The sequence below is a fragment of the Vibrio sp. YT-15 genome (genome assembly GCF_033337445.1).
GTDB classification, from domain to species: Bacteria; Pseudomonadota; Gammaproteobacteria; order Enterobacterales; family Vibrionaceae; genus Vibrio; species Vibrio alginolyticus.
The window spans coordinates 753,032-776,613 of record NZ_JAWOQR010000001.1 but is presented as its reverse complement, the minus strand read 5'-3'; the positions used below and the strand labels follow the sequence as shown (position 1 = coordinate 776,613).

Genomic DNA, 23,582 nt, shown 5'->3' with positions numbered 1-23,582 from the left:
ATTTACACATAAGCTAATTACCTTATTGTTAATATAATAACTAAGCCATCTATTGAGTATAGCTGTTTCTCAAAAAGTGAAATGACAAATGAAGACGGCTCAATACTCTGTATTGTGTTCATTGCAATGGATACGCAACGAGGCGGTATATTAGCAGAAAAAGTGTGAGCTTTATCATGGAGAGTGTTTCATATATGAGAAACCACAATGGCTATATGAGCGTCTAGCCATGGATTAAAATAAAAAACGGCGCTTAAAGCGCCGTTTTTATTGAGCTTATCACTCGTTAAGAAGCATGTTGATTGTCTAGTTCTTCAGCGATAAATCCGCCAGTTTGATGCGCCCAAAGCTGGGCGTAAATGCCGTTATTCGCAATGAGTTCTTGATGAGAACCTTGTTCAACGATGCTGCCTTTATCTAGCACGATGAGGCGATCCATTTGTGCGATGGTCGATAATCGGTGAGCGATAGCAATAACCGTTTTCCCTTGCATTAATTCATTCAAGCTTTCCTGAATCGCTGCTTCGACTTCTGAATCCAGAGCCGATGTGGCTTCATCCAGTACCAGCAATGGTGCGTCTTTGAGTAGCACACGAGATATTGCGATACGCTGACGTTGGCCGCCAGACAGTTTTACACCACGTTCACCAACTTGCGCATCGTATCCGACATTACCAAATGGGTCGGTCAGAGTTTCGATAAACTCATGGGCATGCGCTTGCTTAGTGGCTTTCAGCAAATCTTCTTCTGTCGCATCTGGATTGCCATACAAAATATTGTCTCGAATTGAACGGTGTAACAGAGAAGTATCTTGGGTCACCATACCGATCTTTGAGCGTAAAGAGTCTTGTGTGACTTCTGAGATGTTCTGTCCATCGATCTTAATGCTGCCGTCTTCGACATCGTGGAAGCGAAGTAACAAGTTCACCAAAGTCGATTTTCCGGCGCCGGAGCGCCCGACCAAGCCTACTTTCTCTCCTGGTTTGATGTTGAGGTCGAGATGGCTAATCACGCCTTTGTTCTCACCGTAATGGAAGCTGACGTTATCAAAGTGAATGCCTCCTTCAGTGACAACCAAGTCTTTTGCGCCTGGTTTATCTTTAATATCAATAGGCTTAGAGAGCGTTTTCATTCCATCGACAACGGTTCCCATGTTTTCAAAGAGGGCGCCAACTTCCCACATTATCCACATAGACATACCGTTTACGCGCAATGCAAGACTAACAGCAATCGCAATCGCGCCAACGCTAATGGCACTATCCAACCACAAGTAAATCGATAAAGCAGCAACGGAAAATACCAAAATATAGTTTGAGATCTCTACAGCGACGTCGAAGCCGGTCACTAGGCGCATTTGACGATAGACCGTATTTAAAAATCCTTTCATGCCTTGCTCGGCATATTGGGTTTCGCGCTGGCTATGAGAAAACAGTTTGACGGTTTGAATATTGGTATAACTGTCGACGATACGCCCTGTCATTGTCGAACGTGCATCGGCCTGCGCTGAAGCGACGTCTTTGAGCTTAGGGACAAAATAGATTTGGATAGCGATGTAAGCGAGTAGCCAGACGATCATTGGGATCATCAAACGCCAGTCTGCCGTCGCTAACATAATGATCATGCTGGTAAAGTAAACCGTAACGTAAACAAACACATCCATAGCTTTCATTACGGTTTCGCGCACAGCTAATGAGGTTTGCATGACTTTCGTTGCGACTCGACCTGCAAAATCATCTTGATAGAAGTTCAAGCTTTGATTGAGCAAATACCGGTGTGCAAGCCAGCGGATAGACATTGGGTAGTTGCCCAATAACGTTTGATGAACGAGCAACGAGTACAAGATCACCAATATAGGCATGACAACCAGCAATAAGGCTCCGTAGAAAATCAAATCCGATTTATTGTCTTGTAAGAACGTTTCTGGATTGCTGGTAGACAACCAATCAACCAGTTGTCCCATGGCGCCAAACAACATTACCTCAACAACAGCCACAATTGTGGCCATCAAAGACATGATGATCAAAGGCTTTTCATAACCACGAGTGTAATAACGCAGAAAAGCGAACATCCCTGAAGGAGGCTGATCCGGTGTAGATTTGGGGAACGGCTCTGTAAAGCCTTCAAATCGTTTAAACATAACTCATCCTAAAGTTAAAACAGTGCCATTTGGGGTGGCTAAATCCATCGATTCACGCTGCTTTGGACGAAACCGCGTGTATGAGAGTTTCTTGCCTGCTCCTCGATAAAGCAGACCGATTGACGAGAGGGGCGAAAAAATAGTCTAACCGATTGTGTCTTAAATGTAACTAGTTGGTTATGAGTGTGATTGTCTATGGTTCTGATTCTTATGATGAATTCTTATCATGTTCATCACGGTGCCATAAAATCTTAAACCTGCAAAGTGACAATAAAATTTAGGGAAAAATAAACTTAATGCAGCAAAAAACACTTTTGTGCAATTAAATTAATTGTCAAAACAGCAAAACTGAAGTTAACAATAAATTTACAATCTCCTCATTCTAGTGATAAGGAATATATTGGATGCTATTACACGAATCAGTGACCCAATTTGCTAATGGGAAAGAAGAAAGCACGCAAAGTGCTCAGCGCCAAACCGCAAACTGCGTAGTGATGGTGCCACCGAAAGAGTTTCGTTTTAATGAAGAAACCGCACAAGATAATGAGTTCCAACATAAAGTGTCACTCAGCCAAGAAGAAGTCTCACGTCGAGTAATGGCCGAGTTCGCGAGTATGGTTGCAACGCTGCGTCAAGAGGGCGTTCAAGTTGTTGAGTTTGATTATCCAACTTCAGATGTTGCGACGCCAGACGCGGTATTTCCAAACAATTGGTTTAGCACTACGCCAGATGGCACGTTGTACACCTTTCCAATGGCCTGTGAAAACCGTCAAAAAGAAGTACGTCCCGATGCGCTTGTGGCAGCACTAGCGCAAGCAGGGCGAGAAGTTCATCGACGCAGCAGTCTAACTGAATATCTTGACGAGCAAGCGTATTTAGAAAGCACGGGTGTGATGGTGTTTGACCACCTAAATAAAACGGTCTACGCCGCACTCTCACAACGTTGTGATCGTCTGGTTTTAGAAGATTACGCCGATCGTATTGGCTATGAACGAGTGATTTCTTTCCAAACTCGTTTGCCGTCTGGTGCGCCGATTTATCACACCAATGTGATGATGGCGGTTGGCGAACAGTTTTGCGTGATTTGTGACGAAGTGATCCCAGAATTTGAGCGTCGTTTTGTAATGAAGTCACTCGCCAAAGACAAGCAAGTCATCTCAATTTCGCTTGAGCAGATGAACCAGTTCTGCGGTAACATTCTGCAACTGGAAACGATCAACGGCGATAAGGTGATTGCGATGTCGCAATCGGCGTACGATGCATTCTCACCAGCACAAAGAAAGCAATTGGCAACGCACGGTAAATTGCTGCCATTCGACGTTTCTACCATAGAATCTATTGGTGGTGGTTCGGTTCGTTGCATGTTGGGTGAAGTGTTCTTACCGAATCGTAAAGCTGTGCTTTAATAAACTGCACACTTCTTTTCAGCCGCAGTGAAAGGCTGACGAAGCGTTCTCTTCAAGGGTTTTTAGCCGTTAGCTCTGTGGCAGTACAGACTAACGGCTTTTTTGCGCTTTTTTGTTTTCTGAAGATTTGCATCGGCGCCGCTTGGTTTAAGCGCCTAAAATAGGATGGTTCACCTAACAGATTGTGGTAAAGTCCGCGCCTGCGTTTTACCGCATCTTCAATGTTTTTATTGCCTCTTCAACCAAAAGTACAAGGTTTCGCTAATGCCATTTTCTACTCTCTCATTGAGTTCTGAGCTGATTCACGCACTGCCAAAAGACTTCAAGAAACCGACCGATATTCAAGCGTTGGCCATTCCTGAGCTGTTGGCTGGTCAAGATCTATTGGCTTTGGCAAATACAGGCAGCGGCAAAACCCTTGCTTATGGTTTGCCTTTGTTGGAAAAGCTGGGTGTCAATCCAGAGCAAAAAGCGCTGATTCTTGTGCCAACTCGTGAGCTGGCAATGCAAGTGAGTGAAGCAATTAACCAAGTTGGTCAAGTTCTTGAACTCAACGCAGTGTGTTTGTGTGGCGGCGTTGATAAAGAGCAACAACAGCAGGCGCTAGCGACAAATCCTCATATCCTTGTCGCGACGACAGGTCGTTTGGTTGATCTGGCAAACAACGGTTTAGACTTAAGCAATATCCATTACCTAGTGTTGGATGAAGCGGATCGTCTGTTGGATATGGGCTTTTGGCCTGACGTACAAAATATTGCGGGGCTTATTTCAAACGAGCGTCAAACCGCGATGTTCTCGGCAACGTTTTCAGATGAGTTGAAGGGTAAAGCGAAGCTGCTTATGCCGGCACCAAAGCAAGTTGCAGCGCATCAAGAAAACAGCACCAACCAAGATATTGCTGAAACGCTGTACCTCGTTAACAAAGGCAGTAAAACCAAGGCATTGATTGAACTGATTCAAAAAAACGCGTGGACTCAGGCATTAGTCTTTATTGGTGCGAAAGAGAACGCCGATGGCTTAGCGAAGAAGCTGAATAAAGCGGGCATCTCAACCAATGCGCTGCATGGCAATAAGAGTCAAGATGAGCGAGAAGAAGCACTGGCGCAGTTTAAATCTGGGCAAATTCAGGTGTTGATTGCCACCGATCTACTAGCGCGCGGCATTCACATTGAGCAATTGCCTGTAGTGATCAACTTTGAACTGCCAATGCATGCAGAAACCTATGTTCACCGAGTAGGACGCACCGCTCGCGCAGGCGAACAAGGTGTGGCGGTGTCATTGGTTTGTCATGGTGAAATGGACGCACTAAACGCGATTCGTCACCTGACTCAACGTGCATTGCTAGTGCAAGATCTGGTTGGTTTTCCAGTAACGGATAAGCCATCAACTGGCGAGAGCAAACGCGCGCCACGCGATAAAAAAGCCAACCGCCGAACTCATGCTAAGAAGAGCATTAAGCAGTTCCAAGGTAAGGCGAAACGCCCAGCCCCGAGTGCGAAGTAAACCAAAAAAACACGCTCTGGCGGCATAGTTGGTTCAGAGCGTGGCTTAAAATTTTACTTTGGGGTGTTAACTCACAGTTGGGCCAACCAAGCGCATTTCCCAATCTTCAACTTCGCCAGTTTCTAGGCGGCGCTCGACCAGCTTGCCCCAAGACTCGACTAACGGCAGCTCAGACAGCTTAGTGAGTTCTTTTCTATCTAAACAGCCAGTGAAAACCGCACCCATGATGCGAGCCAATGGCCATTCTGGATAAGGTCTTTCACACAGAATAATATCGTCACCTGCACCGATATCGCCTTCTTCCAGCACTCGGAAATACCAGCCTGTTCGAAGCGTATCTTGCAGTCTTCTCGCCATGTCGTGTTGGTCAAAGCGTACGTTAAGTTTCCAACAAGGCATACGACCTTGCGACACTTCCAGTAGTGTTGAGCCGATGCGAATTTTATCTTTCAAGCAAATCGTGGATTCGGTGACGCCTTCGGAGCTGATGTTTTCGCCAAAGCCGCCGGCGGATTGGAAAATTGGTCTTTCGCCTAATTCTTGTTGCCAGATTGGGTAGTGTTCGCTTGGGTAAATATGAAGCGCTTTTTGAATGCCACCATGAAAGCGCGGATCACCTTGCTCATCACTGATAAAACCGAGCTCTGTTGCATGCTGGCGCTCAGGCAGCACTTGTTTGTTGATTGCGCTTTGCGCACCATGAGCATAAGGGACGGTTTTCCCTGCTAGCACAGCTTTTACGACGCCGATTTTCTTCATGTAACCTCCTTATTATTTGAATGAGAGATAAAGTGTTTACCTTCATTCGCGATGCGGAGCATGATAGCCTAGTAAACTTGTGTCGGTGTAGGGATGAAAAGACAACTAACAATGCTAGCTCGCCAAATTGATTCGAAGTCAGGCGTCGTCACCTCCAATGAGATGATGGCCGCGAATCCCCATTCTCCTGTTTTAGTGAAAACCATCGACATGCCAAAAGGTTACATTGATGCGCTGCATCAACACACTTGGCATCAAATCATCTTTCCTATCAAAGGGTTATTGCAAACACAAACGGAGCATTATCAGCACTTGGTTCCGCACACCTCTGCGTTATTTGTTCCTGCGGGTGTTCAACACGAGTCGATTGCTCTAAGCAATACGATATTTGTTGGCATTTACCTCAACCCTGAGTTTGGTGCGACGTACGAGCCACAAGTGAGAACCATTGCTTTAACGTCGTTTTTAAATGAGCTTTTACAAGAGATCCGCAGACTGTGTGAAGGTGAGACAAGCCACGAAGAAGTGTTGCATTTACTGGCGGTGCTGCATGATCAAATTTTGAAACGCAACGTGCAGACATTTCAGTTATTGCTGCCACAAGACAGACGACTAAAACTGATTTTCGAGCGACTGACTGACGAGCCAGCGTTGAGCTGTTCGCTAAAAGAGTGGGGGGAGAAAATTGGGGCGTCTGAGCGTACTTTATCACGGCTGTTCGCCAAGGAATTCAACACTTCATTTCTACTTTGGCGGCAACAAATTCGGCTAATTTACTCGCTTTCTTTGTTAGATGAATCGTTGCCAATCCAAGCCATTGCAGACCTAGTGGGTTATCAAAATGACTCATCCTACATCAAAGCATTTAAAGCCTATTTTGATATGACGCCACAACAGTTTAGAGTGAACGGCGCATCGCGCAGGTAGAAATACAGAGCTTCGACTTCACTTAATGCTTTTGAGTAGAAGTCGCGAAACTTCCTTTTTGAATTTCAATTACATGGTATGAATAACAATGGCACCAACGATAAATACTCGAGTGAATCAATTCTGTTTTGGTCAACCCAAAACGTCGCTGTCGTTGGAAAAAGAGCCCCTCAAACCGCTTGCTCAGGGCAAGGTTCGGGTGCGACTGGAAGCCACCAATATTAACCCAAGTGACTTGCTTTCCATTCATGGTGTTGGGCAATACCGCCGCGTTCACGTACCACCTCGCGTGCCGGGATTTGAAGCGGTTGGGCGTGTGGTGGAAGTCAGTGCAGTTGGTCAAACTGACCTTCAAGTTGGGCAAAAGGTGTTGGTGGCGATGAGTGGTACTTGGCAATACTACATAGATGCCTCGCCTGAGAATCTTTTTCCGCTACCTGAGAGTTTGGAGAACGGCTATGCCTGTCAGTTGTACATCAACGCGTTAACCGCGTGGGTGATCACCACTAAAGTGGCGAAGTTGAACAAAGGCGATGTGGTGATCATCAATGCAGCAGGGTCAGCGATCGGTAAGATATTTGCCCAGCTCGCCCATTCACTGGGTTTTGCACTGATTGCTGTGACCTCAAAGCGAGACGAGTATCCGTACGATACCATTCCAGTGTTGGACGCGAAGAAAGACTTACAAGCGCAGCTGCAAACGCGCCAACTGCCACAACCAACGGTCGCTCTGGACGCGATAGGTGGTGAGGCTGGCACGGATCTTATTCGTACCTTGAAAGAAAACGGCCAATACATCAACTACGGAACATTGTCGTTAACGCCTTATACGCCTGAGTTTTTTGAATCGATGAAGGCCAACAACATCGACTTTAGTACATTCTTTTTGCGGTATTGGGAAGAATCGGTAGGTAAAGGTGGGAGAAAGACGGTGTTTGCTGAAATGTTAGAACACTTTATTTGCAGCGACATAAAGTTAAACGTTGCATATGATCTGCCGTTAGAGGACTTTCAAACAGCGATTGAAATGGTTGAGCGACGCTCGTCAGCAGTGTCAGGAAAAATCATTTTGACGCTGTGAATTACAGTGAGCCTGTTGAGAAAAGGGAGGATAAAATCCTCCCTTTTTTATGGGTTTACTTGTAATGATTGGGCTATTTTAGATGGAAGATTTGCTCTGTTTCGAGCGATGTCATCGCACGTACTTGACGCCAAATGTAATAAAAAATACCGAACATCATCAACATACTTGGGATGGCAATCATTGGGTAACTGTACAGCGTCATTTTCCCTAACTCTTCGTTAAAGGCAGCAGTACCAGAAGGGCTAGTCACAATCCAAGTCGCAAGGAAGTAGTTCATTGCAGATGAGAACGCAAAAGTACTTGCAAACAGGTAGTTAGAAGACATAAGGCAACGTTCGAACGCATCGGTTTTACCATTTTCTTTTAAACGTTGGTTAATCAACGCGAGATTCAACACTGTGTCATTCAGTACTAACTTCTGCATCAGTGGGTAGCGGGTAAACGTTGAACCCAAAACCGCTAAACCGATCAGGCCAGGAATCAGGGCTTCTTTTAGTGCTAACCAGCGTGTATCAAGCTCTAACAAGCCGATGCCACCAGTTAGTAGAACACTGATAAAGCCCAGAGCAGAAATAAAGTTAAATTTCTTGTTACGGACAAGGTCCATACCGCCATAAATGATAGGAAATAGCAAAGCGACAACCAGCGCCATTGCTGTCCCTAGATGCTCATCGCCACTAAACTTCATCAAAATGAAGGAAGGGATAAATACGTTGAAAAGGATTTCAAATAAGGGATTCGGCTTTTTCGCCGTCGTGTTACTCATAATGTTTTACTGACTCTACTCTATGTCGGCTGTTATTGTACTTTGACAAGAAGTGTTCATCTAGTCGCGCTTGATGTAAAGCGTTAAAGCGTCGAGTTGTGTAACGACTTATGAAATAGACCGGAGCATAGCCAGTTAGTTTACATGGTTGACTACTTTTTGTGTCTTAATGACTCTCCTTCTGCGCGATGATCTGATTACGCGCTCTGAATAATCGAGTCGCCACTGTGTTGTGGTTGAGCCTCAAGGCTTGGGCAATTTCATCATGATTCAACCCAGCCACTAAGCTCAAGAGCAACGGCTCTCGGTATTTGGGTTCGAGAATCATCATTTGTTTTTGAAGCCAATCTTGGGCCATGTCGTAGTCACTGCCAGGGTAGGTTTTTGTCTGTATTGCACACTCATCAATGTCGACAAAATCGTACTGTTTTCTATCAAAGCGCCGAGCATTCTCACGACGCAAAATAGTAATGAGCCAAGACTTCGCGGCGTTGGGGTCATTTAATTTATCAAAGAATCGCCACGCTTTCAGAAAGGTTTCTTGCGCTAAATCTTGAGCAAGGTGGTGATCTTTGCATAACCAATACGCGAGACGGTAGATCTCTTGGTATCGATCTTTCGTCAGTGCTTCGTAACGTTTATGTTTTTCCATAGCATTAAGATAAAAAGTTTGGAGAGCACGTTGTGTCTGCCAGATGAACGACAACCCTTTTTATCGCTTTTACAGTGATAAAAAGGGTTGTTCGATTAGGAAGATAAATTCGAAGAGTTAACCTTCGAAATATCGAAGGGTGGCTCTGATTACTTTCTTACACGCTTAAAATGGTTGGTTGGAAAAACGTGAGTACTGGATGGCATCTGCGACTTCCTGAGCTTTAGACTCTGAAGTCATAAGGTGAAGTAGCTTAAGAGCAGCTTGATAGCTAACTAGGCTACCGTTCGAAGTGATAACGCCATCATCAATGACAAAATTCTGGTCGACTTGTACTTTGACTGCTGGGTAATCTCTTTGAAAGCCGTTTTCACCTCCGGCCCAAGTTGTTGCTTTTTTGCCGTTTAAAAGGCCAGCTTCGGCTAACAAATACGCGCCAGAGCAATTACTTGCCATCCAATCTGCCGCCTTTGAGGTAGTTTTAATAAAGTGAATGAGATCTTTATTTTCGATTAGTGCATCCATGTCATAGCTGGATGTTAAAACCAATACGTCGAGTTCCGGCAGATCACCAATCCAAGCATCCACACCAATTTTTAATCCTTCTTCAGTGGTGATGGTTTTCTGATCTGAGACGGAAATGGTGAGCACGTCATAATCACTAAACCAAGTGAGACGACTTGCGACGCCAAAAACCTCTAAAGGAGCAGTAACATCAGAGGTCAGTACGCCATCGTAAACCAGAATACCAATTCGTTTATCTGCGGCATGTGCTGTTTGAAGCATCCCAAAGAATAGGACTAGTGTCGCTATCAATAGTTGTAGTGCATTCTTCAATCCGTTTTTACCCATGGTTTTTTCCTCGTTAACAGAGCATCAAGTTATTGAGGTTCATTATATTTAGGCTAATTAGTGATTGAAGAGCCACTTTGTCTTTACTAAAGTGAATAAAATTCATGAATAGAGTTCATTGGTTATATGGATAAGATACGGTCCCTACGATTTTTTATTGCCACTTTAGATGGCGGTAGTTTTGCTGCGGCTGCCAAAGTGTATGGCACTGACCCTTCGACCGTGAGTAAAGCCATACATCGTCTTGAAAGCGATTTGGGTATACAGCTTTTTCAACGTTCTACGCGACAGAGCCGCCTGACAGAAGCTGGTCGTAGGTACGCAAATACTGCTAGGTTTGTACTGGAGGAGCTGGCGGCATGTGAGGATTCATTAAAAAGTCACAATGATGCGCTTTCAGGGCAGCTTAAGATTAATGTGCCAGTCTCGTACGGTCGCCTCTATATTCGTCCTTTATTAAAAGAGTTTTGTCGCCGCTACCCTAACATCACTATCGATATTCATTACGATGACGCCTACGTTGATATTATTGAGCAAGGTATTGATGTGTCGATTCGCTCTGGTGTCGTTCACGATAGTCAATTGATTGTGCGTCAGCTCAGCCCTATCGATTTTATCATTTGTGCCAGTCAGGATTACTTAGCGCGCCACGGTGTTCCGAGTGGCCCGGATGTATTCAATGACCATTCTTGGGTTCGTTTTCGTTTTAAACAAACGGGGAAACTGTTGCCGATTCGGATGCCAGAACCAGACGGTGCGAGTGAATATGACCCCGAAAGAAACTACATTGTAAATGACGGTGAATCCATGGCAGAGCTTTGCGCAGAAGGCTTAGGATTAACTCAGATCCCTCATTTTATCGCGAGAGACTGGCTTAAAGCGGGGCGTTTAGTGCCGATATTTCCGAGCATGCGCCAAGCAGGAAATGGCGTGTATCTTCTCTATGCCAACCGGGAATATGTGCCTGCACGAGTTAGGGTGTTCATCGATTTTATCACTCAAGCAATACAGGATATGGATGAAACGCCATTCCATACTTGGGCTGAAACGTTGCCGATTTATCGACCGAACCAAGGCGATTGAAAACTTCATGTGAGTCTTTGGTTAAAACCCCCTAAGCTATATGGCGCTTTTATTGGTTTTTGTTAGTTTATTGGGCGTTATTATCGAAAAGCGCAGTTTGCTCTTCGTCACTCATAAAGGAAAGACAATGCCAACTAAGATCTTAGTGCCTGCTTTGGCCCTACTTCTCAGCGCATGTGGCGGCGATGGGGAGTCGTCAGCCCCAGCAGAAAGCGGCTCACAAAACACAGGTTCCACATCGTCACAAGGCACATTTGCCGAGCAGATGCTTGCAGCGGTCAACAGCGCTCGCTCTACTACACAACAGTGTGGCGCAACCACCATGCCACCTGTTGGGGCCCTGACTTGGAGCTACGATTTGGAAAGCGCCGCTTATCGACATTCAAGCGATATGGCGAACAGCGATTTCATGAGCCACACAGGCTCTGATGGCAGCAAAATGTCAGATCGAGTTAACGCAACGGGTTATGCTTGGAGCGCCATTGGTGAGAATGTCGCCGTAGGGCAAAGCACCATTAACGCCGTCGTGAATGCTTGGTTATCGAGTGAAGGTCACTGCCTTAATATCATGAGTGCGGATTTTGATCAGATGGGCGCGTCGCTTGTCGAAAATCACTCTGCACGTTACGGGTATTACTGGACTCAGGTTTTTGCCAAACAGCGCTAATGCGATAAAGAAGCCCGATAGATAAAAAATAAAACGCCAGCAGTCACTATCTGCTGGCGTTTTATTATTTACATCTCTTTTAGCTTGTCAGGTTACGAAGTTTTGGGTCATCCACCAGGTATTCAACAAATTCAATCTCAAAACCTGCAGGGTCAATAAAATACACATTTTTGCGGTATGGTTCATCAGCGCCAGGTTGGGCAATCGGATAACCTGCATCGGTTAGTCTTTTGATGATTGCATCGACGTTGTTGGTCACATAAGCAAAATGCGCTAGCCCAACTTGGTGCCCGCTCAACTCGCGGTTTTCTCCTTCGCCGTGGTCACTCATGGCTATGTATTGATACTCGTCGCCAAAATGTAGCCAGTTTCTTGGTTTGCCACTCCATTCGCCTTTACCTTCATCACGCACGTACCAATGTGGAAATGCAGTTTGGTAAAACTTCAGCATTTCAGGGATATCTTTCACGACTAAGTTAATATGTTCTAGTTGGATCATGATGTGCTCCTTTTTGTCATTTTCTAGCCAACGATGAATATGCTAAAACCTCAAGTTAAGTTTAGGTAAAGGGCTTTTTTAAAATTTTTTAGGGTTGATATCTTTGGAACTGGATACATTGAGAGATTCGGTGGGTTTGGTGCTTTGAATCTGAGAGCTGGGTTAGGGGCTTGCAACCTTGTTTCACCCTTTGTTTATTCGTGCTAATCATTTTCGAGCGAGTTTACGGTGAGTAGATTCCGAGTCTCACCTAGGTTCGCGGGAATGACGGAAAGAGAGCTAAACGAGCAGCGTCATTCTGAAGGAGCCTAAGCGAGTATTCAGAATCTACTTTCAGTGTGTTGTTATGTTGCGTTGTGAATTGAATTATCCGCGAGCACAGAACCAGTTCCTCCCTTTTGAGCTCTGCGTGTTGAGAGCTTCGGAGTTTGATACAAGGGGAGGTTAGGTGGGGTTGCTGGTTTGAGGTTGAATGTTGGGTAAGGTGCTTGCAACCTTGTTTCAACTTTTGTTTGTTCGTGCTACTCATTTTCGATCGAGTTTACGGTGAGTAGATTCCGAGTCTCACCTAGGTTCGCGGGAATGACGGGGAGAGAACGCTAAACGAACAGCGTCATTCTGCAAGAGCCTAAGCGAGTATTCAGAATCTATTCGCAGCGCGTTGTGATGCTGGTGGAGTGAACTGAATTATCCGTGATTGTAGAGCCATTCCCTCCAGTTTGAACTCGGAGCGCTGAGAGATTTGCTTACACCTCTCCCCAAACCAAAAAAGCCAGCAGTTAGTACCTGCTGGCAAAGTCTTTGGGCTTCTAGGTTTTTTGATTTTATTTCTTGTTACTCATCGCTGTCACGGTGCCCCGATTGGTTTTCCGGGGAAGAAAACACAGCACCGTGCGCTTTGTGTCCAAGAAATTTGGAGATTAGCCTTGCTTACGGATTAGGTAGTCAAATGCGCCTAAGCTTGCTTTTGCACCTTCACCCATCGCAATGATGATCTGCTTGTAAGGAACGGTTGTTGCGTCACCCGCTGCGAACACACCTTCTAAGCTAGTATCGCCACGGCTACCGACTTCAATCTCGCCGCGCTCAGATAGGGCTACTTCTGAATCTTTTAGCCATTCTGTGTTTGGTACTAGACCGATTTGAACAAAGATACCTGACAATTCAATCTCTTTGATTTCATCTGTGTTGCGGTCTTTGTACTTCAAGCTTGTTACGCGAGTACCGTCACCCACTACTTCTGTTGTTTGCGCCATCGTGATGATGTCTACGTTTGGTAGTGAGTTCGCTTTGTCGATAAGCACTTGGTCTGCGCGAAGTACGTCTGCGAATTCAAGAACCGTTACGTGTTCTACGATACCAGCAAGGTCGATAGCTGCTTCGATGCCTGAGTTACCACCGCCGATAACCGCAGTTTTCTTGCCTTTGAACAGTGGACCGTCACAATGTGGGCAGTACGCAACACCTTTGTTGCGGTACTCTTGCTCTCCCGGAACGTTCATTTCACGCCAGCGTGCACCTGGGCTTAAGATGACACTCTTACTCTTCAGCGTTGCGCCGCTTTCAAGTTGGATGTGAATCAAACCATCTTCTGTGTGTGCTGCACCCATTAGCTTCTCAGCTTGTTGCTCAGTCACGACGTCTACATCGTATTCTTTTAGGTGTTCTGCTAGGTCAGTTGCCAGTTTTGGACCTTCAGTACGTTTTACCGAAATGAAGTTCTCAATTGCCATGGTGTCCATAACCTGACCACCAAAGCGTTTAGCAACAACACCAGTGCGAATACCTTTACGAGCAGCATAAAGAGCAGCTGCGCTACCACCAGGGCCACCGCCGACAACAAGTACATCGTATGGGTCTTTTTCGCTCAGTGCTTTCGCGGCTTTCTCGCTCGCGCCGTCATCCACTTTGTTTAGGATTTCAGTCAGAGACATACGGCCTTGACCGAATAGCTCACCGTTCACGAATACGCTTGGTACGGCCATGATGTCGCGTTGTTTCACTTCATCTTGGAACAAACCACCGTCGATCATGGTTGTTTTTACTTTCGGGTTGATCGCAGCCATCATATTGAACGCTTGAACCACGTCCGGACAGTTTTGGCACGACAGTGAAATGAAGATTTCTACGTCTAGATCTTTGTCTAGTGCTGCGATTTGCTCAATCACTTCTGGTTCTAGTTTGATTGGGTGACCGCCAGAGTGAAGCAGTGCCAATACTAGAGAGGTAAATTCGTGACCCATTGGCAAGCCTGCAAAGCGTAGTGCTGTGCCTTTTGCTGGGTTAGTTACCACCATCACTGGTTTACGTGCGCTTGCGTTGTCGTCACGTTCAACAGTGATTAGGTCGCTCATCTCTGCGATTTGGTTCGCTAGAGACAAAATGTCATTCGATGCTTTGCTTTCATCTAGACTAACCACTAAACGAACTTCTTCTTTTACATTAGCCAGATATTGTTTGAGTTGTTGTTGGATCGCTTGGTCTAACATAGTTGTTACTACCTTAATTAAATAGTTACCAATCAAAACAAGTATTTGTTCATTCTTGCTAGCTAAAATCGTTGATAACTGCGTTATAGATTTTGTAGTTAGAGTAACTAGCTATCGAAAATCTATGCCTGGTTCTAAACGATTTTTCTACGCAATTACTGCACACCTACTTATTCAGATAGGTAATAAAAAGTGGTTACTGTAGATAAAACCTGAGGGGGAGAGAGCAAATTAGGCAGAAGGTCGTCAAGGTATCTAACCTGAAGTGCTCTCTAATTCAGTTCTAATCAGAAAAAGGAAATCGGAACTGATTAGAACTTAAATTTCAGTGGCTTAGATTTTGCCAACTAGGTCTAGTGATGGAGCTAGTGTCTCTTCACCTTCTTTCCATTTAGCTGGGCAAACTTCGCCTGGGTGCGCTGCTACGTATTGAGCTGCTTTCACTTTGCGTAGTAGGTCTTCTGCGTCACGACCGATACCTTCAGCAGTGATTTCCATTGCTTGGATAGTACCTTCTGGGTCGATTAGGAACGTTGCACGGTCTGCAAGACCTTGACCTTCACGCATCACACCGAAGTTGTTTGTGATGTTGCCTGTTTGGTCGCCAAGCATGTAGTACTGAATCTTACCGATTGTGTCTGAGCTGTCGTGCCATGCTTTGTGAGTGAAGTGTGTGTCAGTTGATACTGAGTAAACTTCTACGCCACGTTTTTGTAGCTCTTCGTAGTGGTCTGCTAGGTCGCCCAGTTCTGTTGGACATACAAACGTAAAGTCTGCTGGGTAGAAGAAGAATACTGCCCATTTACCTAGGACGTCTTGTTCTGTTACTTCAACGAATTCGCCGTTTTTGTACGCTGTAGCTGCAAATGGTTTGATTTGAGTATTAATCATAATTTACTTTCCTTTGAATGTTTTAAGCTGAGCTGTTGTTGCTTTCGGAAAGTATATTCTCATCGGAGTGTGTTTAAGGAAAATCGCTTGTAACTATCCTATTGATAGCCATTTCCTATTTCACTTGATAGGGAAATCCGATGTAAGTGAGTTTGCTTTGATAGGTTTTATTGAAGATGAAGGCAGATTAGCAATAGAGAATACCGATGATGACCTTAAGTGGATCGTCTGGCTAAGATCGAAAGAGCCTGCATTTTGGCAGGCTCTTTCTAATAGGAAGTGGGGAAGCGGATGCTTCTATTTTGTTAGCTCAGATTGTCGAGCACTTTGCCGCACAACTTCTTCAGCATGATCATTTCATCTAGCTCTAAGGTGATTTTACACATCATGGCGTTTGGCACTGACTTAGCTTGCTCTTTAAGGGCACGACCTTGCTCGGTTAGATTGAGTACGCGAACGCGCTCATCGGTTTCACTGCGACCACGCTCTACATAGCCTTTTGCTTCTAAGCGTTTAAGCAGCGGTGTGAGTGTGCCTGAGTCCAAATGCAGTTGTGATCCCAGCTCTTTCACGCTGGCACCGTCTTTCTCCCACAGCACCATCATCACTAAGTACTGCGAATAAGTCAGATCAAGCTCGTCCAGCAACGGGCGGTAAGCTCGGATCACTGCATTTGCTGCGCTGTAGAGCGGGAAGCAAGCTTGGTTTTCGAGTAAGAGTTTATCGTCGTCGGTCATGGTGTTGTCGGTGTAACACTGGCTCATTGGCGTTGCCTACCTGCTCACAGGGAAAGAGAGTTATAAAATAAATTGTGCACAATATAGTTGCAAACTATCTTTACTTCGATATAAGATTGCAAGCAATTAAATTGTGCGCAACTTAAATTAAGAAGGACACTCGCATGACTACTCTATACAAAACTCAAGCTACCGCTTTGGCTGGTCGTAATGGTCAAGTAAAAACAGATGACGGTCTTCTCGATCTAGAGCTTTCATATCCGAAGGAAATGGGCGGCACAGGCGCAGCAACTAACCCAGAACAGCTGTTCGCAGCGGGCTATTCAGCGTGTTTTTCTAACGCGATTTTGCACGTAGCGCGTGAAGGTAAAGTAAACCTGAAAAGCGCACCCGTGACAGCGGAAGTGGGCATCGGTCCGAACGATAACGGCGGTTTTGCACTAACAGTGAGCCTAGCGGTAGAGCTAGACATGCCACAAGAACAAGCGCTAGAGCTAACGCGCATTGCACACCAAGTTTGCCCATACTCAAACGCAGTTCGTGGCAACATTGATGTGGCAGTAACGGTAAACGGCGAAGCAATTTAAGCGGCTCTTACCACGGCACAAAGACAAGAAAGCCTGCAAGTGCGCAGGCTTTTGGTTTATTTGATGGCAGTGCAGAAGCTAACGTCTGCATGGTGCGTTTGTGGGTCGAAGCTGTGGTAAAGCTCAAAGCAAGGGCGGTCGTCGTTCTCAATACCGGATTCAATTACCTTGCTCATGACATCATCCCATGCTTTTGAGTATTGACTCGGGTCAGTAATGTGCTGGCGCATCACAGCATATTGACCGCCGGGAAAGTCTTGCAGCTCAATACCTTTCGGAACTTCCGTGTCTTCTGGCACCATCAAGCAGATATCAGTGCGACACTTCTCGTCTGGCGTGATTTCTGGGTTGTCATGGTAGATGAAGATGCAGGTATTGCCTGCCAAACCTTTCATTCCTGCCCATTGATACAAGCGACCTGATGGCTCCTCATAGCCTTGGCCGTAAGGGCCGTTTACACGAATGTAAGCCAGTTTTGCTTTTTCAAAGTTTTGCGTTTCCATTGTCATGCTCCATTTGGTGAGTTCAGAGCCAGTATATGAATCGCTTGGTGTTACTTCGTTTCCATTCTTGCGCAACGTGTGTCCAATCTTGCTGTTTCGTGCTAATTCAGAAAACTGCTGGTAGTTTTCGCAGTCACGAAAGGCTGTAGGTGTGACGCCATAATGTTGTTTGAAGGCTTTGGCTAAGCTCTGTGAGCTAGAAAATCCGTACTCTAGGGCAATGTTCAATACCGATTGCTTGGATTTGAATAAGTCATCGGCAGCGGCTTCTAAACGCAAACGTCGAATGAAATCGGCTAATGTCTCGCCTTGCACGGCTTTGAAGGTGCGATGAAAGTGATAAGGGGAAAGGTTCGCCAGCGCGGCCACTTCTGGTAGGTTGAGCGGTTCATTAAAGTGTTGTTCTAAATAACGAATCACAGGAACCAGTCGTTGGTGGTAGTCGACGCGCATCGGGGGATTTCCTTGTTCTGTTCAGCTTGTATTCTCTGTTCAAAGCCTACCGCAATCCAACAAGCTTGCAAGGGAGCAGGGTGAGAAATGCGTGGCGAGATGAGCGTCAATCAGTCACACTCAACGAGCAGATGTTTAAGCAAAAACGTTGCGCTTATTATCTTTACTAACCGCTAGGACAATCATGATAGCTTGGAAACAGTCTCTGCCAGAGTACGAATGGCTCATTCATCAAATTTGGTACTTGGAAGTGCCAGAGGGTGAAGTCATTGACCCCAAGCCGCACCTTATTCCAAACCCGCGCGCTCATTTACTCTTTACGCCACCAGAGCATGGCTTTGACGACAAGCTCTACTATGGCATAACCGCAGAACAATTCGCGTCTTTAAATCGCTGATTATTAGCCGACAAAAAAGTAGCCAATAAAAAAGGCCGTTAACCCAAATGCTCGGGTTAACGGCCTTTTCTATATTCAGCGCTAAATGGCTAAGACTTAGTTGCCTTGGTTTTGGCTTTGAAGCTTCTCTTTTGCTTCTTCAACCTTTGAGAAATCCAATCCCAACTCGTCTACGGCTTCTTTAATTAGCGCAGGGTTTTGCATCACTTGCGCCATCAGCATTTGTAGCTTGTCTTGTGGCAAACCTAGTTGGCTGATTGTTGCCATTGCCGCTAGAGGGTTTTGCGTCAGAGTCTGAAAAATCTCGTTGATTTGTTCGTCGCTGATATTGTTCTCTTTCAGCAAGGCGATAATTGGGTTCATCATATTTCCTTTCAATCATTCATTGGATGACACTGAGGTGCAGTGTATCACTCGGTTACCTGTGTTTGTACTAGCTGAATAATTGGGGTAATCACTCAACTTTTCAATACCCCGTTAGTTCCATATAACCAGTCCCAGAATGAGAGCCCTCAATACGTACTGGGCCTTCCCAATAAGGCACAGAAAGGGGCATTTTCGCGTTCGGGTTGAGTGCAGAAACGGTTAGCTCGATTTGCTGGCTAGGAATCGACACTTGCCACTGGGTTGGATACTTTCGACCTTGGATTTCTGTTTGATTGGTCGCCTCTAACTGAATGTCTTTCTGTGGGATAGCAATGCCAGAACCATCTTGTTGCATCAGTCTTGCGCTGGAGTAACTGGCTGCTCCGGTTTTGGAATCCCGCAATTGGAACACCACCAAGCTGGTGTCGTCATTCAACCTTAGGGCAAACCAGTCCCAGCCTTGTTGTGAGTCGAGTAAGAATTGCGAGCTCCACTCTCGGTCTATCCAGCCTTTGCCCGACACTTGATGGGTTTTGCCGTCGATGGTGACTTCACCGGAGACATCAATAAACGGTTGGCTGTAGTAATACGAAGCCACCTGACCATCGGCGCTTTTGGTGCTGTAACCTTGCTCGCCTTGCTTTTGATAAGGCGCAGTGCTGGTAAGCGTCAGCGAATAGCCAAACTGTTCGGAGTTTGCATTCAATGTGGCAGTGAAGAGATCGGTGGTTGAAGAAGTCCACTGCCAATCATCGAGGTAAACCCGAAATGGTGAAGAATCAACGCCTGCGAGAGAGGCTTGATCGCGCGACCATTTTTCATCGGCGTAGTGTTTGTCTGCGGTCGTGACTGCGCTGTGCGCCATGTAGATTTGTTGAGCTTGCCACTCGGTTTTCTTCACGTCATCTTCGTCCTTTGGCGGCGCAGCAGCAAAGCGAAATTGTGTCCACTGGACGCCAAGTGGGTTGCCGTTTGCATCGATTAAGTTAGCGGTTAAGTACCACCATTCATGACGAAAATCCGGGTGTGCTTGATGATCGGTAGGAAAGGTGAGTTCAACCCCTTTTTCTACGGGTGTGAATAGGTTGCTCTCGCTTTGTGTATCTCCACTGCCCAGCAACGTGCCCATATTTTTTTGTTGGGCATCTTCACAACCGAATAGGAATAAGCTGCTTATGAGTAGAGTAAGTTTGCTTGCCAATCGAACCATCACAACACCTCGCTTTGCAAACTGGATACGACAGGCTTGCTGACCAATCGCCACAGCGGAATCAAGGTCGCAATCACTGCCACCAAGATGGTGATCGCCGCAATGCTGAGGGCGTCACTCCAATTCCACAGATAATTTAAGCTCCAACCAAAAGCGCGCAAGGTGACGATGTCTGTCAGTACATAACCCACCATGGCACCGAGGGGCAGGGCGATAACCAGAGTAAAACTGACCAAAGCGACGATCTGTCCGACCACCATGGTCATTAATTTACGACGACTAACGCCAAGTGCATACAGCCTTGCAATGGCGGCTTTACGCGCGTCGAGCAACATGAAACAAGCACTGAACAAGCCAATCACCGCGACCATCAACGTCACGCCGTTGAGCGCACGCGTAATGGCGAAGGTCTGCGAGAATATATCCAACGCGATGGATTTGATTTGCGCCTGATCGTAGAGCTGACTTGGATGCAGATTCAGTTGCTCGCGCAGTTGCTCGTAGACGATTTGTGTGTCACCCGAGACTTTAATACCAAGGCTTGTTGGCAGGTCGGTAAAGCCACTCTCTTGCCATAACTTTGGTGCTAATAAGACTTCACCGTTGGGTGAGCCGTAATCATGGAATACCGCACCCACAAGTAGGTTCTTATTTGGAACGGCATCAAGCGTGAGCTCGCTACCCAGTGATAAACCCAGTTTGACCGCGGTTGGCTCACTAATAGCGACTAACTCACCTTGGTAAAAGCGCGGCCAGAAGTTCTCCAAATGCGATTTGAACACCATGGTTTGCTCTAAGGTGTCTTTGTCTTTAGTGCCAAGCAAAATCGGTAAACCTTGCAGGTTATCATCGACGTAGTATTGCTTGTAGACGGTCTCAACCTTATCGAACTGCCCTAACGCGCGCTCCACATCTGCGATTTCCCCTTGAGCAGGGCTAACGTAAATGTCGGCGTGTAGCCTTTGTTCTAACCACTGTTTTAGGGTGGATTCAAAGCTGCCAACTAGCGTATTCATGCCCATATTGGCTGTAACGGCGAGTAGCAGTGCCATCATGGCGAGAGAAAGCGGAGAAATCAGCTCGCGCAGCTCTGCAAACAGATACTGCATCAAACCAGAACTGGTGCGCTTTTCACACCAATTGGCTAATACGCTGAGTGTTTTGGGTAGATACAAAGGAATCGACACCACAAGCATGCCAAGCCACGCCATGGTAAATCGGTGGTGCTCACTCAGCCATAACCCTGCAAGTGCGAAAGCCGTTAACGCAATACCTATCACGAACAATTGGTTTTCGTTAGAGGCTTCCGGCGCTTGATAAAATCCACCATGAGAGGAGAGCGGCTGGCGCACTCGCTGTTTAAAGTGCTGCCAACACGCCAACAGGGTGGCGGCTAACGTGAGCAGCAGGGCTTGCGCCCACCATTGCCACTGCCAAGTGCCGGGCAGCAGTGTCGCGCCATAAAGTTGTTCTAATGTCAGCGCCACGGTCGGGTGCAACCAATGGCTAAGCTGCATGCCCAATACAAAACCGAGGGAAGCGCCGATGGTAACGAGAATAGTGAGTTCAACTAACAGTGCAGAGAACACAATGCTCGGCGCGACACCCGCCTGTTGGATTTGTACTAACAGACGATTGCGTTTCAGCAAGCTGTATTTTACGCCGTTGTAGGCAATGAACAACCCGACTAAAAAGGCAAGTAAGCTCATTGCGGTGAGATTGAGGTGAAAGCTGTCGGTCAGCGAGCCAAGGTCTGTACTTTGATTATTGGAAATCCATTGTCCTTGCTCACCAATGATGCTTTGCCATTTTGCTTGCGTGCCTTTATTCCCTTTATCTCCCGAATGGAAAACCGCAATGTAACTGAGCTGTCCTTGTTTATTGAGCAGTTGCTGGGCAAAGCCAATGTCCATCAACATCCGGTTACCTAACTGCCATTCGTCTAGTAGCACCACCACTTGGGTTGGAATGTCGTCCAGCGTTAGGGTTTCTACCTTTCCTAAGTTTTGATGTTGAGATTGGCTCATCATCACGATCGGCTTGCCGGCTAAAAGCTCAGGCAAAGGTAAAGCACTGTCGAACAAAGACACGTTCTGTTGGTTTTCTGCTGACTTTCCGTTTGCAGAATACCGAGAACGCGAAGAGATGGCGGCAATCAACTCGCTACCTTGCACTGACCAGCGACGCCCTTGTTCGTCTCTCACTCGCCCTTCGATTACAGGTAGCGCTGCACTGAGTCCGTTTTGTCTAAGGGTGAAGTAGAGCGATTCAGGCAGGTAGTTTTGCCCTGCTGGTGGAATAATTAAGTTCTGAGCTTGTGCGCTGAGCTGCTCGGTAGACTCAGCATAACTGCGCTTGGCATTGAGGTTGATGGCTTGCACCGCAACAAACAAGGTCACGGCCAGCACGATACCGATCAGAATTGCGGCGGCTTGCAGTGGCGCCTGCCGATAGTGCGCTGCAAACAGATTCAGGGCGAGTCGAGTATGAGTGAATCTGTTGTTTGATGGCTTAGTTTGCTTCATGGTGAAGCTCATGTTTGTTTACTTGATGGCTGTTCTGTAGCTGACTGTTATCCAATCGCAGCCGTGCTTTCATAAATTCAGCGCATTCATGGCTGTGGGTCACCAAGAGCACGGCGGTATTGCCTTGGGTGGTGATTTCACTCAGCAGTTTCATCACTTCTAACCCTGCTTTTTGGTCAAGGTTACCTGTGGGTTCATCAGCAAGTAGCAGTTTAGGTTTGTGTGCTAAGGCGCGCGCAATAGCGACTCGTTGTTGTTGACCTCCGGAAAGGGCAGAAACATGTCTGTCGAGAAGTTGGCTGATGCCTAGAGTCTCGACCAAATAATCGCACCAGTCGTTCCATTTCTGCTGATTCAAATACAGAGGGAAGGCGATGTTTTGCTGCACGTTGAGCGGCGTTAACAAGTTGAATTGCTGGAAGATAACACCGAGTTTTTGGTGTCGAAATTGGCTCCATTGTGGGTCTTTCCAAGCCGCTGTGTTATCACCATCTAACCACAACTCACCATCGGAAAGCGGCTCAAAGCCAGCGATGACATTGAGTAAGGTACTTTTGCCGCTACCACTTGCACCCGTCAACGCAACGCTCGCTCCTGTGTTCAACGTAAAGTCTACGCTTTCTAACACGCGATGTGTCTCTTTGCCATCGACAAAGCTTTTGCTGGCGTGTTTGAGTATGACAAGTGGGCTTTCCATTTCCTCTCCCTGTATCCAAAAGGTGTCGTTTCTTTTGGCAATGCTTATTGCTGTTCGTTCTTTAGAAACTTTAGACAACAATCAGATAAAAACAGCGATTTACATCGAGTTTAGGGTCTGTTGACCTTTCGAGCTGATTTTTGCAGCGAATTGTTGGGTATTTGTGCAAGGCAGAAGCTTTGATGTGTAGTTAGCCTACATGAAAAAGCTGATAACGCAGTAGAAATGACCAACAAACGCTGCCCAAAGGGTTCGGCTAAAATCGTTCTATGCTTTGTTAAGGAGTATTTACTTAGAATGCTAGGCTACACACTCCTTGCCTCGCCTAAAACGATTTTATCTCGAACAAAACTTAATCTCGAAAGATAAACAGACCCTACTTTGTACTGAAA

The 23,582-nt window shown here is 46.2% G+C and carries 21 protein-coding genes and 1 pseudogene; 8 read left to right on the top strand and 14 right to left on the bottom strand.

The window, feature by feature from the left end:
* Positions 1 to 286 precede the first annotated feature (286 nt).
* Entirely contained in the window at positions 287 to 2,137 is a 1,851-nt protein-coding gene (locus R7D93_RS03335; RefSeq protein ID WP_005374597.1) for an ABC transporter ATP-binding protein, read from the bottom strand.
* A gap of 404 nt (positions 2,138 to 2,541) precedes the next feature.
* On the opposite strand from R7D93_RS03335, the gene R7D93_RS03330 reads away from it, so the two are divergent.
* Positions 2,542 to 3,543 (top strand): arginine deiminase-related protein, encoded by a 1,002-nt coding sequence (locus R7D93_RS03330; protein WP_158173298.1) that lies wholly within the window; start codon positions 2,542 to 2,544, stop codon positions 3,541 to 3,543.
* Positions 3,544 to 3,807: 264 nt separating this feature from the next.
* Complete coding sequence (locus R7D93_RS03325; protein ID WP_225495764.1) at positions 3,808 to 5,046, top strand: DEAD/DEAH box helicase; 1,239 nt, start codon at positions 3,808 to 3,810, stop codon at positions 5,044 to 5,046.
* Between the two features lie 66 nt (positions 5,047 to 5,112).
* On the opposite strand, the gene R7D93_RS03320 is transcribed toward R7D93_RS03325, so the two are convergent.
* On the bottom strand, positions 5,113 to 5,805 hold the full coding sequence (locus R7D93_RS03320) for an MOSC domain-containing protein (protein WP_017634527.1): 693 nt from the start codon (positions 5,803 to 5,805) through the stop codon (positions 5,113 to 5,115).
* A gap of 111 nt (positions 5,806 to 5,916) precedes the next feature.
* Here R7D93_RS03320 and R7D93_RS03315 point away from each other — a divergent pair, with 111 nt between their 5' ends.
* A complete protein-coding gene (locus tag R7D93_RS03315; protein ID WP_225495840.1) occupies positions 5,917 to 6,732 on the top strand; it encodes an AraC family transcriptional regulator in 816 nt (271 codons plus the stop codon).
* 88 nt (positions 6,733 to 6,820) lie between these two features.
* Positions 6,821 to 7,813 carry a zinc-dependent alcohol dehydrogenase family protein gene (locus R7D93_RS03310; RefSeq protein WP_213867950.1) on the top strand — a complete coding sequence of 331 codons (993 nt, stop codon included), beginning with the start codon at positions 6,821 to 6,823 and terminating at the stop codon, positions 7,811 to 7,813.
* A 73-nt stretch (positions 7,814 to 7,886) separates the two neighbouring features.
* On the opposite strand, the gene R7D93_RS03305 is transcribed toward R7D93_RS03310, so the two are convergent.
* From R7D93_RS03305 to R7D93_RS03295, 3 genes are all read right to left on the bottom strand, one after another.
* The gene (locus tag R7D93_RS03305) at positions 7,887 to 8,582 is read right to left on the bottom strand and encodes a VC0807 family protein (RefSeq protein ID WP_005383527.1); all 696 of its coding nucleotides are present in this window, start codon (positions 8,580 to 8,582) and stop codon (positions 7,887 to 7,889) included.
* Between the two features lie 166 nt (positions 8,583 to 8,748).
* Entirely contained in the window at positions 8,749 to 9,279 is a 531-nt protein-coding gene (locus R7D93_RS03300; RefSeq protein WP_255209459.1) for a sigma-70 family RNA polymerase sigma factor, read from the bottom strand.
* Positions 9,280 to 9,399: 120 nt separating this feature from the next.
* A complete protein-coding gene (locus tag R7D93_RS03295) occupies positions 9,400 to 10,086 on the bottom strand; it encodes a DJ-1/PfpI family protein (RefSeq protein WP_005383525.1) in 687 nt (228 codons plus the stop codon).
* Between the two features lie 126 nt (positions 10,087 to 10,212).
* Between R7D93_RS03295 and R7D93_RS03290 the strand changes: the two genes are divergently transcribed.
* Positions 10,213 to 11,169, top strand: a complete 957-nt coding sequence (locus R7D93_RS03290) for a LysR family transcriptional regulator (protein WP_017820076.1) — start codon at positions 10,213 to 10,215, stop codon at positions 11,167 to 11,169.
* Between the two features lie 127 nt (positions 11,170 to 11,296).
* Positions 11,297 to 11,836: a CAP domain-containing protein gene (locus R7D93_RS03285; protein WP_005398264.1), complete on the top strand. Its 540-nt coding sequence runs from the start codon at positions 11,297 to 11,299 to the stop codon at positions 11,834 to 11,836.
* A 79-nt stretch (positions 11,837 to 11,915) separates the two neighbouring features.
* Here R7D93_RS03285 and R7D93_RS03280 read toward each other — a convergent pair whose 3' ends face one another.
* From R7D93_RS03280 to R7D93_RS03265, 4 genes are all read right to left on the bottom strand, one after another.
* On the bottom strand, positions 11,916 to 12,335 hold the full coding sequence (locus R7D93_RS03280; protein WP_186585576.1) for a VOC family protein: 420 nt from the start codon (positions 12,333 to 12,335) through the stop codon (positions 11,916 to 11,918).
* Positions 12,336 to 13,255: 920 nt separating this feature from the next.
* Positions 13,256 to 14,824: an alkyl hydroperoxide reductase subunit F gene (ahpF, locus tag R7D93_RS03275; protein WP_213867948.1), complete on the bottom strand. Its 1,569-nt coding sequence runs from the start codon at positions 14,822 to 14,824 to the stop codon at positions 13,256 to 13,258.
* A 333-nt stretch (positions 14,825 to 15,157) separates the two neighbouring features.
* Positions 15,158 to 15,715, bottom strand: coding sequence for an alkyl hydroperoxide reductase subunit C (gene ahpC / locus R7D93_RS03270; protein ID WP_005374632.1), 558 nt, complete (start codon positions 15,713 to 15,715; stop codon positions 15,158 to 15,160).
* A gap of 305 nt (positions 15,716 to 16,020) precedes the next feature.
* Positions 16,021 to 16,479 (bottom strand): MarR family winged helix-turn-helix transcriptional regulator, encoded by a 459-nt coding sequence (locus R7D93_RS03265; protein ID WP_213867947.1) that lies wholly within the window; start codon positions 16,477 to 16,479, stop codon positions 16,021 to 16,023.
* 137 nt (positions 16,480 to 16,616) lie between these two features.
* Between R7D93_RS03265 and R7D93_RS03260 the strand changes: the two genes are divergently transcribed.
* Positions 16,617 to 17,039 carry an organic hydroperoxide resistance protein gene (locus R7D93_RS03260; protein WP_005374640.1) on the top strand — a complete coding sequence of 141 codons (423 nt, stop codon included), beginning with the start codon at positions 16,617 to 16,619 and terminating at the stop codon, positions 17,037 to 17,039.
* A 56-nt stretch (positions 17,040 to 17,095) separates the two neighbouring features.
* Here R7D93_RS03260 and R7D93_RS03255 read toward each other — a convergent pair whose 3' ends face one another.
* On the bottom strand, positions 17,096 to 17,995 hold the full coding sequence (locus R7D93_RS03255) for a GyrI-like domain-containing protein (protein WP_213867946.1): 900 nt from the start codon (positions 17,993 to 17,995) through the stop codon (positions 17,096 to 17,098).
* A 184-nt stretch (positions 17,996 to 18,179) separates the two neighbouring features.
* Between R7D93_RS03255 and R7D93_RS03250 the strand changes: the two are divergent.
* Positions 18,180 to 18,335: pseudogene (locus R7D93_RS03250) on the top strand (AraC family transcriptional regulator); the annotation flags it as partial.
* A 153-nt stretch (positions 18,336 to 18,488) separates the two neighbouring features.
* Here R7D93_RS03250 and R7D93_RS03245 read toward each other — a convergent pair.
* From R7D93_RS03245 to R7D93_RS03230, 4 genes are all read right to left on the bottom strand, one after another.
* Entirely contained in the window at positions 18,489 to 18,755 is a 267-nt protein-coding gene (locus R7D93_RS03245) for a DUF2999 family protein (protein ID WP_004746427.1), read from the bottom strand.
* A gap of 103 nt (positions 18,756 to 18,858) precedes the next feature.
* Positions 18,859 to 19,968: a lipocalin-like domain-containing protein gene (locus tag R7D93_RS03240; RefSeq protein WP_225495762.1), complete on the bottom strand. Its 1,110-nt coding sequence runs from the start codon at positions 19,966 to 19,968 to the stop codon at positions 18,859 to 18,861.
* The gene (locus tag R7D93_RS03235) at positions 19,968 to 22,493 is read right to left on the bottom strand and encodes an ABC transporter permease (RefSeq protein ID WP_225495760.1); all 2,526 of its coding nucleotides are present in this window, start codon (positions 22,491 to 22,493) and stop codon (positions 19,968 to 19,970) included. The genes R7D93_RS03240 and R7D93_RS03235 overlap by 1 nt, the downstream gene beginning before the upstream one ends.
* Positions 22,480 to 23,190, bottom strand: coding sequence for an ABC transporter ATP-binding protein (locus R7D93_RS03230; RefSeq protein WP_225495751.1), 711 nt, complete (start codon positions 23,188 to 23,190; stop codon positions 22,480 to 22,482). The genes R7D93_RS03235 and R7D93_RS03230 overlap by 14 nt, the downstream gene beginning before the upstream one ends.
* Positions 23,191 to 23,582: the final 392 nt, after the last annotated feature.